Source organism: Streptomyces sp. NBC_00224 (assembly GCF_041435195.1).
Taxonomy (GTDB): Bacteria; Actinomycetota; Actinomycetes; order Streptomycetales; family Streptomycetaceae; genus Streptomyces.
Window position 1 is genome coordinate 7,141,915 of the sequence record NZ_CP108106.1, and the last position, 15,395, is coordinate 7,157,309.

The 15,395-nt window shown below is 74.8% G+C and carries 11 protein-coding genes; 5 read left to right on the top strand and 6 right to left on the bottom strand.

Annotated features, from left to right (window positions below; genetic code table 11):
- Positions 1-85 precede the first annotated feature (85 nt).
- The 4 genes from OG965_RS31855 (at position 86) to OG965_RS31870 (ending at position 4,608) form a co-directional block, all read left to right on the top strand.
- Positions 86-1,501: a phytoene desaturase family protein gene (locus tag OG965_RS31855; RefSeq protein ID WP_371655501.1), complete on the top strand. Its 1,416-nt coding sequence runs from the start codon at positions 86-88 to the stop codon at positions 1,499-1,501.
- Entirely contained in the window at positions 1,498-2,040 is a 543-nt protein-coding gene (locus OG965_RS31860) for an O-acetyl-ADP-ribose deacetylase (RefSeq protein ID WP_371655502.1), read from the top strand. Before OG965_RS31855 ends, OG965_RS31860 begins: the two co-directional genes overlap by 4 nt.
- A 589-nt stretch (positions 2,041-2,629) precedes the next feature.
- Positions 2,630-4,099 carry an AlkA N-terminal domain-containing protein gene (locus OG965_RS31865; protein WP_371657114.1) on the top strand — a complete coding sequence of 490 codons (1,470 nt, stop codon included), beginning with the start codon at positions 2,630-2,632 and terminating at the stop codon, positions 4,097-4,099.
- 11 nt (positions 4,100-4,110) lie between these two features.
- The gene (locus OG965_RS31870) at positions 4,111-4,608 is read left to right on the top strand and encodes a methylated-DNA--[protein]-cysteine S-methyltransferase (RefSeq protein WP_371655503.1); all 498 of its coding nucleotides are present in this window, start codon (positions 4,111-4,113) and stop codon (positions 4,606-4,608) included.
- A gap of 18 nt (positions 4,609-4,626) precedes the next feature.
- Here the strand turns inward: OG965_RS31870 and OG965_RS31875 are convergent, their stop codons facing one another.
- The 6 genes from OG965_RS31875 to OG965_RS31900 form a co-directional block, all read right to left on the bottom strand.
- Positions 4,627-8,010, bottom strand: coding sequence for an SAV_2336 N-terminal domain-related protein (locus tag OG965_RS31875; protein WP_371655504.1), 3,384 nt, complete (start codon positions 8,008-8,010; stop codon positions 4,627-4,629).
- Between the two features lie 2 nt (positions 8,011-8,012).
- A complete protein-coding gene (locus OG965_RS31880) occupies positions 8,013-8,966 on the bottom strand; it encodes an AAA family ATPase (protein WP_371655505.1) in 954 nt (317 codons plus the stop codon).
- Positions 8,963-11,212 (bottom strand): trypsin-like peptidase domain-containing protein, encoded by a 2,250-nt coding sequence (locus OG965_RS31885; RefSeq protein WP_371655506.1) that lies wholly within the window; start codon positions 11,210-11,212, stop codon positions 8,963-8,965. Before OG965_RS31885 ends, OG965_RS31880 begins: the two co-directional genes overlap by 4 nt.
- A gap of 3 nt (positions 11,213-11,215) precedes the next feature.
- Complete coding sequence (locus OG965_RS31890) at positions 11,216-11,623, bottom strand: CU044_2847 family protein (protein WP_371655507.1); 408 nt, start codon at positions 11,621-11,623, stop codon at positions 11,216-11,218.
- A gap of 74 nt (positions 11,624-11,697) precedes the next feature.
- Positions 11,698-12,189, bottom strand: a complete 492-nt coding sequence (locus OG965_RS31895) for an NUDIX domain-containing protein (RefSeq protein ID WP_371655508.1) — start codon at positions 12,187-12,189, stop codon at positions 11,698-11,700.
- A gap of 107 nt (positions 12,190-12,296) precedes the next feature.
- Complete coding sequence (locus tag OG965_RS31900) at positions 12,297-13,994, bottom strand: BCCT family transporter (protein WP_371655509.1); 1,698 nt, start codon at positions 13,992-13,994, stop codon at positions 12,297-12,299.
- A 142-nt stretch (positions 13,995-14,136) separates the two neighbouring features.
- Between OG965_RS31900 and OG965_RS31905 the strand changes: the two genes are divergently transcribed.
- Positions 14,137-15,291, top strand: a complete 1,155-nt coding sequence (locus OG965_RS31905; RefSeq protein WP_371655510.1) for a glycerate kinase — start codon at positions 14,137-14,139, stop codon at positions 15,289-15,291.
- Positions 15,292-15,395: the final 104 nt, after the last annotated feature.

Sequence of the window (15,395 nt, forward strand, 5' to 3'; positions counted from 1 at the left end):
CGCCCACCCCGGACCGGATTGTCCGTGGCCCGGAATATGCTGGGTGTCTTGGCCACAAGGGCGTGAGGAGTCCAAGGTGCCGTCGATGCTCGATGCCGTCGTCGTGGGGGCGGGGCCCAATGGACTGACCGCCGCGGTCGAACTGGCCAGGCGCGGTCTGTCCGTTGAGGTCTTCGAGGCCAAGGACACCATCGGGGGCGGTGCCAGGACCGAGGAGCTCACCCTCCCCGGCTTCCGCCACGACCCCTGCTCCGCCGTGCACCCGCTGGGCATCGGCTCCCCGGCCTTCCGCCGGATGCCGCTCGACCGGTACGGACTGGAGTGGCTGCACCCCGAACTGCCCATGGCGCACCCCTTCGACGACGGCACCGCGGCCGTGCTCGCCCGCTCGGTCGCCGAGACCGCCGCGTCGTTCGGGCCGCGCGACGCGGGCACGTACCGCAGGCTGGTGGCGCCGTACATCGGCAAGTGGGACGTCCTGGTGCGCGACTTCATGTCGCTGCCGCTGAGCGCGCTGCCGCGCGATCCGATCGGCCTCGCGCGCTTCGGCATCGACGGGCTTCCGCCGTACGCGTGGACGATGCGCCGCTTCCGGGACGACCGGGCGCGCGCCCTGTTCGCCGGGCTCGTCGGCCATGTCATCGCGCCGCTGAACGGGCTCGCGACCTCCGCCGTCGGCCTGGTCTTCGCGCTCGCCGCGCACGAGAACGGCTGGCCGCTGCCGCGCGGCGGCTCGCAGTCGATCTCGGACGCGCTCGCCGCGTATCTGCGCGACCTGGGCGGCTCGGTCCACACCGGCTTCGAGGTGAAGCGGCTCGACGACCTGCCGCCGGCCCGGGCGTACGTCTTCGACACCTCACCGACCGCGCTCGCCCGGATCGCGGGCCTGGGGCGGGCGTACGAGGGGTACAAGTACGGCGCGAGCGTCTTCAAGATCGATTACGCGCTCGACGGCCCGGTGCCGTGGACCGCGGCCGAGCCGCGCCGGGCCGGCACCGTGCAGATCGGCCCGTCCACCAGCGAAATCGGCGCCGCGCTGAGCCAGGCGTCCGGGGGCACCGCCCCCGAGACCCCGTTCCTGATCACCGCCCAGCCCAGCCTCGTCGACCCCTCGCGGGCGCCCGAGGGCAAGCACGTGTTCTGGGTGTACGGACACGTGCCGAACGGGTGGGACGGCGACCTCACCGACGCGATCGAGCGCCAGATCGAGCGCTTCGCGCCCGGCTTCCGCGACCGGGTCCTCGCGCGCGCCACGGCGGGGCCGCCGCAGCTCGCGGCGCACAACGCCAACTATGTGGGCGGCGACATCGCCTGCGGCGCGGCGCGCGGGCTCCAGCTGATGCTGCGGCCCACCCTGTCGCTGTTCCCCTACACGACCCGGCACCCGTCGGTGTTCCTCTGCTCCTCCGCCACCCCGCCCGGGCCCGGGGTGCACGGCATGTCCGGGCACAACGCGGCCAAGGCGGTCTGGCGGGCTCTGCGGAAGGCGGACCGGCGATGACCGGTGCGTCCGCCGCTCCGCGCCTTGAGATCGTGCTCGTCCGGGGCGACATCACGGACCAGTCCGTGGACGCGGTGGTCAACGCGGCCAACTCCTCGCTGCTGGGCGGGGGCGGGGTCGACGGCGCGATCCACCGCCGGGGCGGGCCGGAGATCCTGGCCGAGTGCCGCCGACTGCGCGCCTCCCACTACGGCAAGGGCCTGCCGACCGGGCGCGCCGTGGCCACGGCTGCCGGCCGGCTCGACGCGCAGTGGGTGATCCACACGGTGGGCCCGGTCTGGCAGCGCGACGAGGACCGCTCGGCCCTGCTCGCCTCCTGCTACCGCGAATCCCTGCGGGTGGCGGGGGAGTTGGGGGCGCGGACGGTGGCGTTCCCGGCGATCTCCACGGGGATCTACGGGTGGCCGCTGGACGACGGGGCGCGGATCGCTGTGCGCGCGGTGCGGGAGGCGGCTGTCGCCGCCGGGTCTGTGGAGGAGGTTCGGTTCGTGCTCTTCGACGAGGCGGCGTATCGGGCGTTCGAGGGGGCGGTGGGGTAGGCGGGGTAGTCGCTGTTCGGCTGCGGGCCGTATGTGGCTGATCGCGCAGTTCCCCGCGCCCCTGGGGGGGGTAGGCCTCGGGCTGGTCCTTGGGTGCGGCTGCCCGTCGCGGGGGTGGTTGCTTGGCTGCGGGCCGTGCGTGGCTGGTCGCGCAGTTCCCCGCGCCCCTGGGGGGTTGGGCCTCGGGCTGGTCCTGCGGCGCGGCAGCCCCTCCCGGGAGCGGTTGGTCGGCTGCGGGTGGGGGTGGGCTGGTCGCGCAGTTCCCCGCGCCCCTAGGGGCGCGGGGCTGGGGGGCTGCAATGCTCAGGAGCACGGGGTTGCTGCCCCCAGCCGCCCTTCGGTGGCCGGGGCTGCCCCCCAGCAGCCTGTCGATGGTCGGTGGTCCGGCCCCCACCAGCCTCTCGGTCGCCACGCCCCCAACCCCCTAGGGGCGCGGGGAACTGCGCGACCAGCCCCCACCCACCCGCAGCCGAAGACGCACCCGGGGGCGACCAGCTCAAGGTAGATGTCGGATTTCTGCCAGCCGCGCCCCCTCCCCGTAACCGATCCTTGAGCCATGAATTCCGCCGCCCCCGCGGCCCCCGCCGCCATGCACACCGATAACGAGCGCTGCGTGCGGGCCGTCCAGTCCAAGGACGCCCGTTTCGACGGCTGGTTCTTCACTGCCGTGCTCACCACCCGTATCTACTGCCGGCCCAGCTGCCCGGTGGTGCCGCCGAAGGTCGAGAACATGACCTTCTATCCGAGCGCCGCCGCCTGCCAGCAGGCCGGGTTCCGGGCCTGCAAGCGGTGCCGCCCGGACACCACGCCCGGCTCGCCGGAGTGGAACGCCCGCGCCGACTCCGTGGCCCGCGCCATGCGGCTCATCCGGGACGGCGTCGTCGACCGCGAGGGCGTGTCCGGGCTCGCCGTGCGGCTCGGATACAGCGCCCGCCAGATCGAGCGCCAGCTGCGCGCCGAGCTCGGCGCCGGACCCCTCGCCCTGGCCCGTGCCCAGCGTGCCCAGACCGCCCGGATCCTCATCGAGACCACCGCGCTCCCGATGGCCGACGTCGCCTTCGCGGCGGGCTTCGCCTCGGTGCGCACCTTCAACGACACCGTCCGCGAGGTCTTCGCGCTCGCCCCCACCGAGCTGCGTGCCCGCACCGCGCGGGGCGTCGCCCGCCGGGCCCCCGGCTCGATCGCCCTGCGGCTGCCCTACCGCGCCCCGCTCAACCCGGACAACCTCTTCGGGCATCTGGCCGCCACGGCGGTTCCCGGTGTGGAGGAGTGGCGCGGCGGCGCGTACCGCCGCACGCTCTCCCTGCCGTACGGGCACGGCATCGTCGAACTCACCCCCGGGCCCGACCACATCGGCTGTCTGCTCTCGCTCACCGATCTGCGCGACCTCACCATCGCCATCAGCCGCTGCCGCTGGATGCTCGACCTGGACGCCGACCCGGTCGCCGTCGACGACCGGCTGCGCGCCGACCCGCTGCTCGCCCCGCTGGTCGACAAGGCTCCCGGCCGCCGGGTGCCGCGTACCGTCGACGCGGCGGAGTTCGCGGTACGGGCGGTGCTCGGCCAGCAGGTCTCCACGGCCGCCGCCCGCACCCACGCGGCCCGCCTGGTGACCGCGCACGGCGAGCCCGTCGAGGATCCGGCGGGCGGCCTCACGCATCTGTTTCCGACATCGCAGGCGCTGGCGGGGCTCGATCCGGAGGCCCTGGCCCTGCCGCGCAGCCGCCGCGCCACCCTCACCACACTGGTCGCGGGACTGGCCGACGGCAGCATCCCCCTGGGCTTCGACACCGACTGGGACCGGGCGCGGGCCCAGCTCCTTGAGCTGCCGGGCTTCGGCCCCTGGACCGTCGAGGTGATCGCGATGCGGGCGCTCGGGGACCCGGACGCCTTCCTCCCCTCCGACCTGGGAGTGCGCCGCGCGGCCCAGTCGCTCGGCCTGCCCTCCTCGCCCGCCGCCCTCACCGCGAGCGCCGCCGCCTGGCGCCCGTGGCGGGCCTACGCCGTCCAGTACCTCTGGGCCACCGACGACCACCCCATCAACAACCTCCCTGCGTGAGGACGTTCACGATGACCACCACACATACCGTCACCGACAGCCCGTACGGCCCGCTCACCCTCGTCGCCGAGGACGGCGTGCTCAGCCGCCTCTACATGGAGAACCAGCGACACCGCCCGCCCCAGGAGACGTTCGGCGAACCCGATGACGGCGGCCCGTTCCCCGAGGTGATCCGCCAGCTCGGCGCGTACTTTGCGGGTGAACGCACCGAGTTCGACCTGGAGCTCGACCTGCGCGGCACCGACTTCCAGCGCGCGGTGTGGGACCAGCTGCGCCACATCCCGTACGGCGAGACCCGCTCGTACGGCGAACTCGCCCAGTTGCTCGGCAACCCCGGCGCCTCCCGCGCCGTGGGCCTGGCCAACGGCAAGAACCCGGTGGGCATCATCGTCCCCTGCCACCGCGTGATCGGCTCCACCGGGAGCCTGACGGGGTACGGCGGCGGCCTCGACCGCAAGCAGCGGCTGCTGGCCTTCGAGAAGGGGGCGGGGGAGGACGCACTCTTCTAGTGCCGCGATCCCCAGCTCTCAGTCGCTCACCAGCAGCGCGCCCAGGCGCAGGAACGCCTTGTACGTCTCCGGCGCCAGCCACGACAGCTCGACCGTGCTGCCGGTCGTCAGATGGCCGTCGCGGGGGATGGTGAGGACGCCCCGGCAGCGGGAGCTGAGGCTGCGGATGGTGGCCGCGTCCAGGGTCCAGCCGGCGGCCGGGCGGCTGTGGTTGAGGACGACCACGGCCTCCGCCACCAGGTCGGGGCGGCCCAGCGCCACCAGACGGTCGACGGCCTGCTGGGCCTGGGTGACCCCGGCCGGGTCGGCCCGGGAGACGATCACCACCCGGTTGGCGAGCTCCAGCATCGCCTGCGGGAACCTGTCCGTGTCGGCGAGCGTGATGTCGAAGTACGGCGCAGTCACCTCCGCCACCTCGCGGTACTCCTGGTCCGAGAACTGGCCGGCCGTCGGCGGATGGGACACCGAGTCGTTGGCGAGCACCATCAGCCCCGAGCGGTGCTGGGAGAGGAAGAGGCGCAGCACCTCGAAGCCGGTGATCTCGGGGGCGGAGTGGGCCAGCTCGGTCAGCCGGGCCGCGGTGGCCCGGTAGACCCGGCGCGCGAGGTGGATGTGGCTGCCCGCGTGCCGGTCCGTGTCGACGGCAAGGACACGCTCCTGGCGCTGCTCGGCCAGGATCGCCCCGAGCACGGTGGTGGTCGTGGTGCAGCCCGCCCGGTCCTTGACCCCGAGGACCGCGATCCGCAGCGGCTGGCGCAGCGGCGCCCGGATCGCCCGGATCCACTCCTCGCGGACCGAATCGTCCTCCGGGCCCTCATCGGCGTCGGCCGCTGCCTCGGCGTCGGCCTCGTCGTCCCACTCCACCGGCATCAGCATCAGCGCGCCGAACGCCTCGGCCATCTCCCGCGCGGTCGGCCGGGCCTCCGGCTCCTCGTCCACCGAGCGCAGCAGCAGATCGCGCAGACCCTCCTCAAGGCGGCGGAACTCCGGGTGGTGGCGCAGCACGTCGTGCTCGTACCAGCGCCAGTGCCGCCCGGTCACGGCTTCGAGCAGGATGGTGCCGACCGCGTACACGTCGCCGGCGGCGATCCGGGACTCGCTCCACGACGTCACCTCGGGTGCCCGGTAGGGCGAGTTGCTGGGCATGACCAGCGAGGACGCGCTGGAGGCGCCGTCGATCCGGGCCGACGCCCAGCTGATGATGTGCAGCGTCCGCTCGGTGACGAGGACCGTCCCGGGCGTGAGTGAGCCATGGACGAGCCCTCTGCGGTGGCAGCGGTTGACCGCCCGCGCCAGGCTCCAGCCCAGCCAGGCGAGGAGCGAGGAGTCGCGCAGCGGCCCGGCGGCCTGGAGCACCGCGCGCAGGGTCGGCGCGGGCAGCCCGGTGCTGAGGGTGTCGAGCCGCAGCGCGATCCAGGGCGTGGTCTCGTCGAGGTCGCTGGCGAGCACCCCCGGCGCGTACACCCCGTCCATCCGCCGCAGCGCCCGGTACTCGGTGGCGAGCAGCTCGCGGGCGACCGGCGGGTCCGAGGTGTGGGCGACCCGCAGCAGCGCCTCCTGGCCGTCGATGTCCGCGCCGATGTACGCGACGGGCTTGGTGCCGGTGTCCTGGCGCATCAGCAGCGTGTACGGGCCCAGCCCGTGCAGGTCCTGGAGCCGCAGCGGCAGCCAGGACGGCGCCCTGTCCAGACCGGACGGCAGCCGCACCTCCTCGTACTCGGTGACCGCCGGGGGCGGCGGCACCGACGCCATCGGACGGGCGCCCAGATGCGTGAGCAGCCGGTCCTCAAGCCAGGCGAACGGCCTTGTCCCCGGCAGGAGTTCGCCCGTCCCCGACGGATGGGCGAGCCAGGCCGGGAAGTCGGGGGAGCGGCCCACCAGCGTGGCCAGGCGGTCGGTCACCGCTCGGGTGGTGCGCAGCAGGTCGATCGGGGAGGCGGTGTCGAGCAGGATCTCCTGGACGCCGTCGAGGAAGCCGAAGCGGCGGTGCTGGGCGGGGAGTCCGGCGCCGGGCGGGTCGGCCTGGCGCATCAGTCCGCCGAGGAACACCTCGGCCAGGTGTGCGGTGTCCGAGCGCCACGGCACGGCCGCCTGCACCAGCCGCATCACCGGCACCGTCAGCGGCGAGATGGCCGCGAGGTGCGCGGCGAGCCGGTACGCCTGCGGGGACGCCGCGTCCCGGAACCGCAGCACCGCGTCGGCCGGGTCCGTGCCCCGGGTGGCCGCCTCGCCCCGGAGGCCGCGCGCGCCCGGCGGCGCGAGCAGCGGCAGCTCCGCGCTGGCCCCGGGCGAGGCCACCAGACGCGCCCAGGTGGCGACGGCAGGGGGATACGGCTCCAGTACGGGGACGGGCACCCCCGGGAAGCGGTCGCCGAGGCCGGGCGGCAGCAGCGGGTCGGTCACCTCCCAGGTGTGGTTGGCCGCGCCGCGCCGCCGCGTCGTCACCGACCACTGCTCCGAGCGGATGCCCGAGGCGTCCCACATGTGGGAGGGCAGCGCGTGCACCACCGCCGTCGGGCCCTGCCTGGCCCAGCGCTCCAGGGCGGTGTGCATCCGCCCGTCCCGCCAGCACGCCCCCACCCCGTCGCTGATCACCAGGACCAGGGTGCGGCCCGACGGGTCGGCGGCGGACGCGGGGGAGAGCAGCGGCCCGCCGGGGTCGAAGGGGCGCACCTTGAGGCCGGGGGCGGTGTCCGAGCGGGCGTCCAGACCGTGCACCCGGATGTCCCGGAAGGCGCCCAACCGCTCGAAGACGGACCGCAGTTCGGTGGCGAGCCTGCGCCACAGCAGCATCGAGAGGCCGTCGTCGATGAGCAGGGTGAGATCGAGCCAGCGCCGCCGCGCGGGCCGCAGCACCACGTCGGGCAGGCCGCTCTCGGCCATCGCGGTGGCGGTCGCCTCCTCGTCGAACTCCCAGAAGTGCGAGCCCGGATGGGGCTGCTTCAGCAGTCGCAGGGACCGGCTCAGACGGAGTTCCCCGTCGCCGAGCGCCTTCGCCTCGGGGACCCGTACCGGCAGCGCCCCGGCGCCGCGTTCCGGGCGGCGCGGGGAGGCGCTCGCGCCGGTGAACTCGGGGGCGCTGCGGGCGGCCGCCGCCGCGTGCAGGGCGCCCAACAGCTGGGTGGGGAGCGGTGGTTGGGAGCCCGCCCCTTCCTTCGCGGCGCCGTCCCCGGCCCCGGGCACCACCGCCGTGCCTTCGGGCGGTGTCGGCGGCCCCGCCCACGCCTCCGGGCCCGGCTGCCGCGCGCGGTCCGGGGCCAGGGCGCTCGCCAGCGGGGCGTCGGCACCGCTCGGCAGCCGGGCGGCCAGCCACAGCGTGTCCAGGAGCTCGTGCGTGGACAGCTCGTGGCCCACCAGGGCGGCGAGTCCCGCCAGGGCGTCGGAGGGCTCCGCGCGCGGCACGGCTAGACCGATCCGCCCAGCCGGTGGAGCACCGCGTCCAGCAGGCCCTCGGCGTTCAGGTTCACCCCGCCCTTGCGCAGGAACACCGCGTTGAGCAGCTGGTCCGTGGCGAGCTCGCCCGGCGCCCGGCGGTTCAGGAACGCGTGCAGCAGGTCGTCGACGCCTTCGAGGGCGTGCTCGCCCAGGTGCGCGGCCACGATGTCCCGCAGCCGCTCCTCGTCCGGATCCGGCAGATCGAGGCGGACGCAGCGCCGCAGGAACGCGGGCGGGAAGTCCCGTTCGCCGTTGCTGGTGATCACCACCACCGGGAACTCGCGGCAGCGCACCACACCGCGGGTGATCGTGACCCGCCCGCCCTCGGGGTCATGGGTGAGCACCGGCACCTCGGACTGCGCCTCCGGCAGCCGTGACAGCTCGGGGATCTCGAACTCGCCCTCCTCGAACACCGTCAGGAGGTCGTTGGGAAGATCGACGTCGCCCTTGTCGAGCTCGTCCACCAAAAGGACCCGCGGTCGCTCGCGCGGCACGAGCGCGGTGCCCAGCGGTCCCAGGCGGACGAAGGTGCCGATGTCGGGCTCGGGCGCGCCGCGCTCCTGGCGCAGATGGGTCTCGCGCAGCCGCCCGATGGCGTCGTACCCGTACAGCGCGTCCTTGAGCACCGACCGGCTGTTGACCGGCCACTGGAGCACCGGGCCGAGCGACAGCTCGTGCGCGACGGCGTGCGCCAGCGAGGACTTGCCGGTGCCGGGGTGCCCGGTGACCAGGAGGGGGCGGCGCAGATGCAGCGCGGCGCTCACCACGTCGGCCTCGGTGCGGCCGATCAGATACGGGCGGTGGCGCACCCGCGTCCCCGGGGCGCCGTTGGCGAACTGCCGCCACGGCGGCGCCTCGGGGAAGGCCACCTCCCGGGCCGTGCGGTCGCCGCGGAAGAGCCGCCACCCGTCGTTCTCCGTCATGTCGCCTGATCCGTTCCTTCCGAGGGGCGGGCGGTTCCTTCCGGTCCCAGCGAGGGGTCGGCGAGCTGCAGCTCGTCGGGGAGCGGCAGCTCGGCGTCCTCCCACACCAGCGCCGGCCGTGCGGGCACCTCCGGGTCCATATAGGCGCGGACCCTGAAGTGCCGGACTCTTTCGGGGAGTTCGTCGACGGGGCCGTACGGACCCGCCCCGTCGAGCCGGGCGGCGTCACCCGGCTCCCCGGCCGCGCGGTCCCACAGGACGATCGGCACCCCCATCGCCAGACAGAAGTGCAGCAGCCGGGTCCGGCTGCCGGGGGGCCCGTGCACTATGACGCGGGCGGCGTCGTAGTGGGTTGTCTTGAGCAGCCGGATGAGCTCCATCTCGTCGGAGATCCGGTGGTCCGCGACGAGCGGTTCGCTCTGGTGCCGGGCGCCCCAGCGGCGCTTCAGGTCGCCCGCGCCGGTGCGCGAGCGGCGTCTGATCTGCGGACAGCGCAGTACGAGGTGGAAGTCCTCGCCCAGCGGCGCCGGGAAGAACTCGTCGGCGCTCGCCCCGTCCCACTCGTCCACCGCCAGGTGCAGCGCGTCCGGGGCGACGGACACCGCGACCAGCGCCACGTTCTGCCCGGCGCCCTCCGCGCCGCCGGCCACCTCGCGCACCAGACGGGCGATCTCCCGCCCGGTGCGCGGCCGTTCGGTGCCGGTGGCGGTGCGGGCCGCCGTGCCGTCGGCGCGCATCCGCCACACCGCGCACCGGTAGCGGTCGGCCGGGTCTTTGGGGTGGCGGCTGAGCTCCACCAGGACGCGGACTCCGGCGCCGGCCGACCGGTTCGACCAGCGCGCCGCGTCCGCCCGGCGCTCACCCAGGGCCGCGGCGTGGATGCCGAGCCGGGCCGCGACCCGGCCGCTCCACTCCTGGAGCGCCTGGCAGGCGATGCCGCCGGTCTCGGCGGCCGCGTACTCCACGACCCGCAGCAGCGCGGGCAGCCGGGGCGTCTCGTCCGGCACCGGCGAGCCGTCGCCGGGCCACTCCTCCAGCTCGCGCACCGCGCCGGGCACGTCGTCGGGGTCGAGCCGCGCGGCCGTCAGTGAACGGGGCAGATCCACATAGGGCAGCGCCGCCGTCGCTGCCCGGGGGAGCAGCCCCGGGTCCTGTCGGGTGAGATGGTCCCACTTCACCAGCAGCGCCCGGTGTTCGGCGACGGAGAGCAGCCCGGCCGCGTCGGTGAGCCGGCCGAGCGCGAGCAGCCGGTCCAGCTGGGTGCGGCCCCGCGCGTCCGTCAGGGACGGGGCGAGCGACTCGGCCAGCGTGGGCAGCGCGCGCTCGACCGTGCACAGCAGCACCGCCAGCTCCTCCACCGACGGCGCCGTCCCGTCCGCCCGGGTGCGCAGACCGAGGGCCGCCCCGAGCGCGGTGGAGTGCGCCGCCCGTACGGTCGGATCGCCCAGCAGGGCGTGCAGCGGGCCGGCCATCATGTCCCGCACCGACTCGTCGCCCGCCGCACCGGCGGACTCGCCCGCACCCGGCGGCGCCGGGTCCGGGGCCGCCCCGACCCGTAACAGCTCCTGCCGGACCGACTGCCAGGTCAGGCCCCAGCTGCGGCGCACGGTGTGCTGGGTGTCGAACGACCCGCCCGGCGGGGTGATCCTGCCCATCACCAGGCCCACCGCGGCGCCGTCGGCAGGTGACCACAGGGGCCCGCCGCTGTACCCGTCGTCGACGGCCGCGCCGGAGAGCTTGCCGTCGAGATAGCCGATCCGCCCGTCGCACGAGCCGACCTGGACGTCCGCGTACGAGAAGGGCTGGCCGCCGCCGTACCAGGCCCGCACCAGCTGCCCCGCCCGCATGTCCAGCCAGCGCACCGGGCCGACCGGGGGCGGCGGTTCCTCGTCCAGCTCCAGTACGGCCAGGTCGCCGCCCCACTCCAGGGAGCCGTCGGCCACCGGCCCCTGGTGGTGCGCGGCGCGCGGCGGCACCCAGGCCACCAGGCGCGCCTGCCGGGCGCCCGCCGTGCCCGCGGCCAGCGCCGGGAAGGAGACGTCGAGGGTGACCGCGCCCGGGTCGCGCGGGCTCAGCATCCGCAGGCCCAGCGCCGCGTTGACGACGTGTGCGCAGGTCAGCAGTCTGCGGCCGGCGAGATAGACGCCCGCGCCCGCGGTCCGCCCCCGGTCGGCCGAGAGCACCCGCACCAGCGCGCCGCGCGCGTCGGCCGACGGGTCCGCGCCCGGCGCCTTGAACCAGCCCACGGCTCAGTTGCCGCCGTCGGCGCCTTCGGCGCCGTCGGGCCGCAGCTGCCAGGTCGCCGAGACGGTCATGCTGGCCTGGCCGTTGACGCCGACGATCCCGAGCTTGAGGTCCTGGCCGATCTGGAGGCCGAAGCCGACGTCGAGGGAGTCGGGCGGGTCGGGGATGCCCCGTACGGAGTCGTGGACCTGCTGGAGGAAGGGCCCCAGCGGTCGCAGTACGGCCGCGAGCGTGTCCGTGGCGAGCGCGGCGACCCGCTCGCCGCCGCGCCCGACGGGTGTCGACCCGCCGATCCCGCCCGGTAGGTCGTCGTCCGCTGCCGGGGCGGTCCGGGGCCCGCCGACGGGTGTCAGTTCGACTCTGACCCGGGCCCCGTCGTCGAGGATGAGTTCCATGTAGTCGTCATGCGGCACGGAGATATTGTGGGGCCAACTGGCGTTCGGGGCAGCATGGTTGACGGAATGCGCCGAGGGAGCCGTTGCCGCCGTCAGCCCACTGTCCGGCCGTTCTCCAGCTCCGCCGCGCCCGCCCCCGCCGTGAGCACGTCGAGCGCGGCGAGCACCCGATGGCCCAGCTGGCCCGGCAGATACGCGGTGATCTCCTCGCGCGGGACCAGCCGCCAGTCGAGCAGCTCCTCCTCCTGGAGGCGGATCGCCTTCAGCCGCTCCTCGGTGAGGACGCCGCCGTCGTACACGTACGCGGCGATCGGGGGCCGGTCCGGGCCCGGCACCCAGTCGACCGCGAGCAGGCGTCCGGGGCTCAGGTCCAGACCGATCTCCTCCAGCGTCTCGCGCCGGGCCGCCTGGCGGGGGGTCTCGCCCTGGTCGGACTCGATGGTGCCGCCGGGGAGGGCCCAGCCGTCACGGTAGTTGGGCTGGACGAGCAGTACGTGGCCCCGGTCGTCGCGGATGAGGGTGGCTGCGCCGGCGAGGATGCGGGGGAGGGCGGCGATGTACTTTGCGTAGTCGTCGGTGGTCACGCGTGACAGGGTAGGTGCGGTTGTTCGGCCGCGGGTTGTCTGTGGCCGGTCGCTCGGTTCCCCGCGCCCACGCGGCGGGGCCGCACCATGCCACAGCCCCGCGCCCGTCATCCTTCCGGGGTACCCGACGGTGTGCCGGAACCGCCTTCACCCGTACGGTACTTGGCCGTACGGCGACCCTGCTCGGTGAGGGCCTCGCCCACCATGGCCCGCACCGCGTCCCGTACCCCGTGCAGTGCGTGGCCGCGCGCGGGCCCGGCGCCCGGGTCCTCGCGCAGCTCCTTCAGGAGCGCCCAGCACAGCGCGAGCATCACCAGGACGAACGGCAGCGCCACCAGGATCGTGGCCGTCTGGAGCGACTTGAGGCCGCCCGCGACGAGCAGCACGGCCGCGACCGCCGCCATCAGCACACCCCAGAGCACCACCAGCCAGGTCGGCGGGTGCAGCGAACCCCGGCTGGTCAGCGAGCCCATCACCAGGGAGGCCGAGTCGGCGCTGGTGATGAAGTACGTCATGACCAGGACCATCGCGAGGTAGGACGTCACCGTGCCGATGGGCAGCGCGTCCAGCATCGCGAAGAGCGAGGCCTCGGCGCCGTCCTTCACCTTGGCCGCCAGATCGGCCGTGCCCGTGGAGTCGAGGCGGATCGCGGACCCGCCCATCACACAGAACCACAGGACGGTCGCCCCGCTCGGCACGAGCAGCACCCCGACCAGGAACTCGCGGATGGTGCGGCCGCGCGAGATCCGGGCGATGAAGGTCCCCACGAACGGCGCCCAGGACAGCCACCACGCCCAGTAGAAGATCGTCCAGGCCCCCAGCCAGGCCCGGTCGGTGAAGGCGCCCGTGCGGCTGGCCATCGGCAGCAGTTGGTGCAGATAGCCGCCGACGGACGCCGGGATCGTGTCCAGGACGTACACGGTCGGCCCGAGCAGGAACACGAACAGCATCAGCGCGGCGGCGAGCACGATGTTCAGCGTGGACAGCCACTTCACGCCCTTGTGCAGCCCGGAGAACGCCGACAGGACGAACGCGGCCGAGAGCGAGGCGATGATGACCAGTTCGGTGGTGGTGGAGTCGTCGACGTCCGCCGTGAGGTTCAGGCCCTTGGCGACCTGGAGCGCGCCGAGGCCGAGGCTGGTCGCGGTGCCGAAGACGGTCGCGAAGACCGCGAGCAGGTCGATGCACCGGCCGGGCCAGCCGTCCGCGCGCCGGGCGCCGATCAGCGGCACGAAGGCGGCGGAGAGCCGGTTGCCGCGCCCCTTGCGGAAACCGGCGTACGCGAGGGCCAGCCCCGCCGTGCCGTAGATCGCCCAGGGGGTGAGCGTCCAGTGGAAGAACGAGTACTCCAGGGCCGTGCGCGCCGCGTCGCCGGTCCGGGGCGCCGCGCCACTGGACGGCGGCGGGGTGAGGTAGTGCGTGAGCGGCTCGCCCACCCCGTAGAACATCAGGCCGATGCCCATGCCCGCGCTGAACATCATCGCGATCCACGCGAGGTTGGTGAACTCGGGCTCGGAGTCGTCGGCGCCGAGCCGGATCCGCCCGTACCGGCTGATCGCGAGTACCACGCACAGGACGAGGAACGTATCGGCGGCGATCACGAACAGCCAGGCGAAGTTGGCGAGCACCCAGGCCAGGGCCGTGGCGGAGGCGCTGTCGAAGGAGTGCTTGCCGAGCGCGGCCCAGGCGACCACGGCCACCACCGCGGCCACCCCGATCGCGACGACGGTGAGGTCGGGGGCCGGGTTCTCCGGGTCGCCGGGCGGGGCGCCGGAGCCGGAACGATCGATCGAATCCGTGCTCATGGCGCCCCACTATGGTCCGCACTATGGAGGTTTCGTGGGGTGGCACGCCGTCCCGCCGTACATGACACCTATGGGCAGGGGCGCGCGCGGCGGATAGGGTCGGAGCGGCGCGACTGCCTGTTCGATAGCAAGGGATTAGCAAGTGACGGACGGAGCAGTTTTGGAAGCCGCGCGCGTGCTGGTGGCGGCGGACAAGTTCAAGGGCTCGCTCACGGCCGTACAGGTCGCGGAGCGGGTGACGGCCGGGCTGCGGCGGGTCGTCCCCGGTCTGGCGGTGGAGACCCTGCCGGTCGCCGACGGCGGCGACGGCACGGTCGCGGCGGCGATCGCGGCCGGGTTCGCCCGCCGCGAGGCCCGGGTCACCGGCCCGCTCGGCACCCCGGTCACGGCGGCCTTCGCGGTACGGGACGGGGTGGCCGTGGTGGAGATGGCGGAGGCGTCCGGCCTTCAGCACCTCCCCGACGGTGTCTTCGCCCCGCTGACCGCCACCACGTACGGCTCGGGCGAGCTGCTGCTCGCCGCGCTCGACGCGGGCGCGCGGACCATCGTGTTCGGGGTGGGCGGCAGTGCCACCACGGACGGCGGCGCGGGCATGCTCTCGGCGCTCGGCGCCCGCTTCCTGGACGCGGCGGGCGAGCCCGTGGCGCCGGGCGGCGGCCCCCTGGCGACGCTGGCGACGGCGGACTTCTCCGGCCTCGACCCCCGTTTCGCCTCGGTCGACCTGGTCCTGGCCAGCGACGTGGACAACCCGCTCACGGGGCCCAAGGGGGCGCCCGCGGTGTACGGGCCGCAGAAGGGCGCCACGCCCGAGGACGTGGCGACCCTGGACGCGGCACTCGGCCACTTCGCCGAGGTCCTGGAGGCGTCCGTGGGCGCCCGTGCGGCCGAGGCGGCCCTCGCCCCGGGCGCGGGCGCGGCGGGCGGTATCGGCTACGGCGCGCTGGTCGCCCTGGGGGCCACGTTCCGGCCGGGCATCGAGGTCATGCTGGACGTCCTCGGCTTCGCCCCGGCCCTGGCCCGGGCCACCCTGGTGATCACCGGCGAGGGCTCGCTCGACGAGCAGACCCTGCACGGCAAGGCCCCGGCGGGCGTGGCGGCGGCGGCCCGGGCGGCCGGCATCGAGGTGGTCGCGGTCTGCGGCCGCCTGGCCCTGCTCCCGGAGGCCCTCGGTACGGCGGGCATCCGCCGGGCGTACCCCCTCACGGCCCTGGAGCCGGACCCGGCGCGCTGCATGGCGGAGGCGGGGCCGCTGCTTGAGCGCGTGGCGGAGCAGATCGCGAAGGACTTCTTGGCCTGAGCCGAGCGGCCGCCTGCGGACCGTAGCGGGTTGCTCACGCAGTTCCCCGCGCCCCCTGAGGCATGCCGGCCGGCCCGGAACCCCCTAGGGGCGCGGGGAACTGC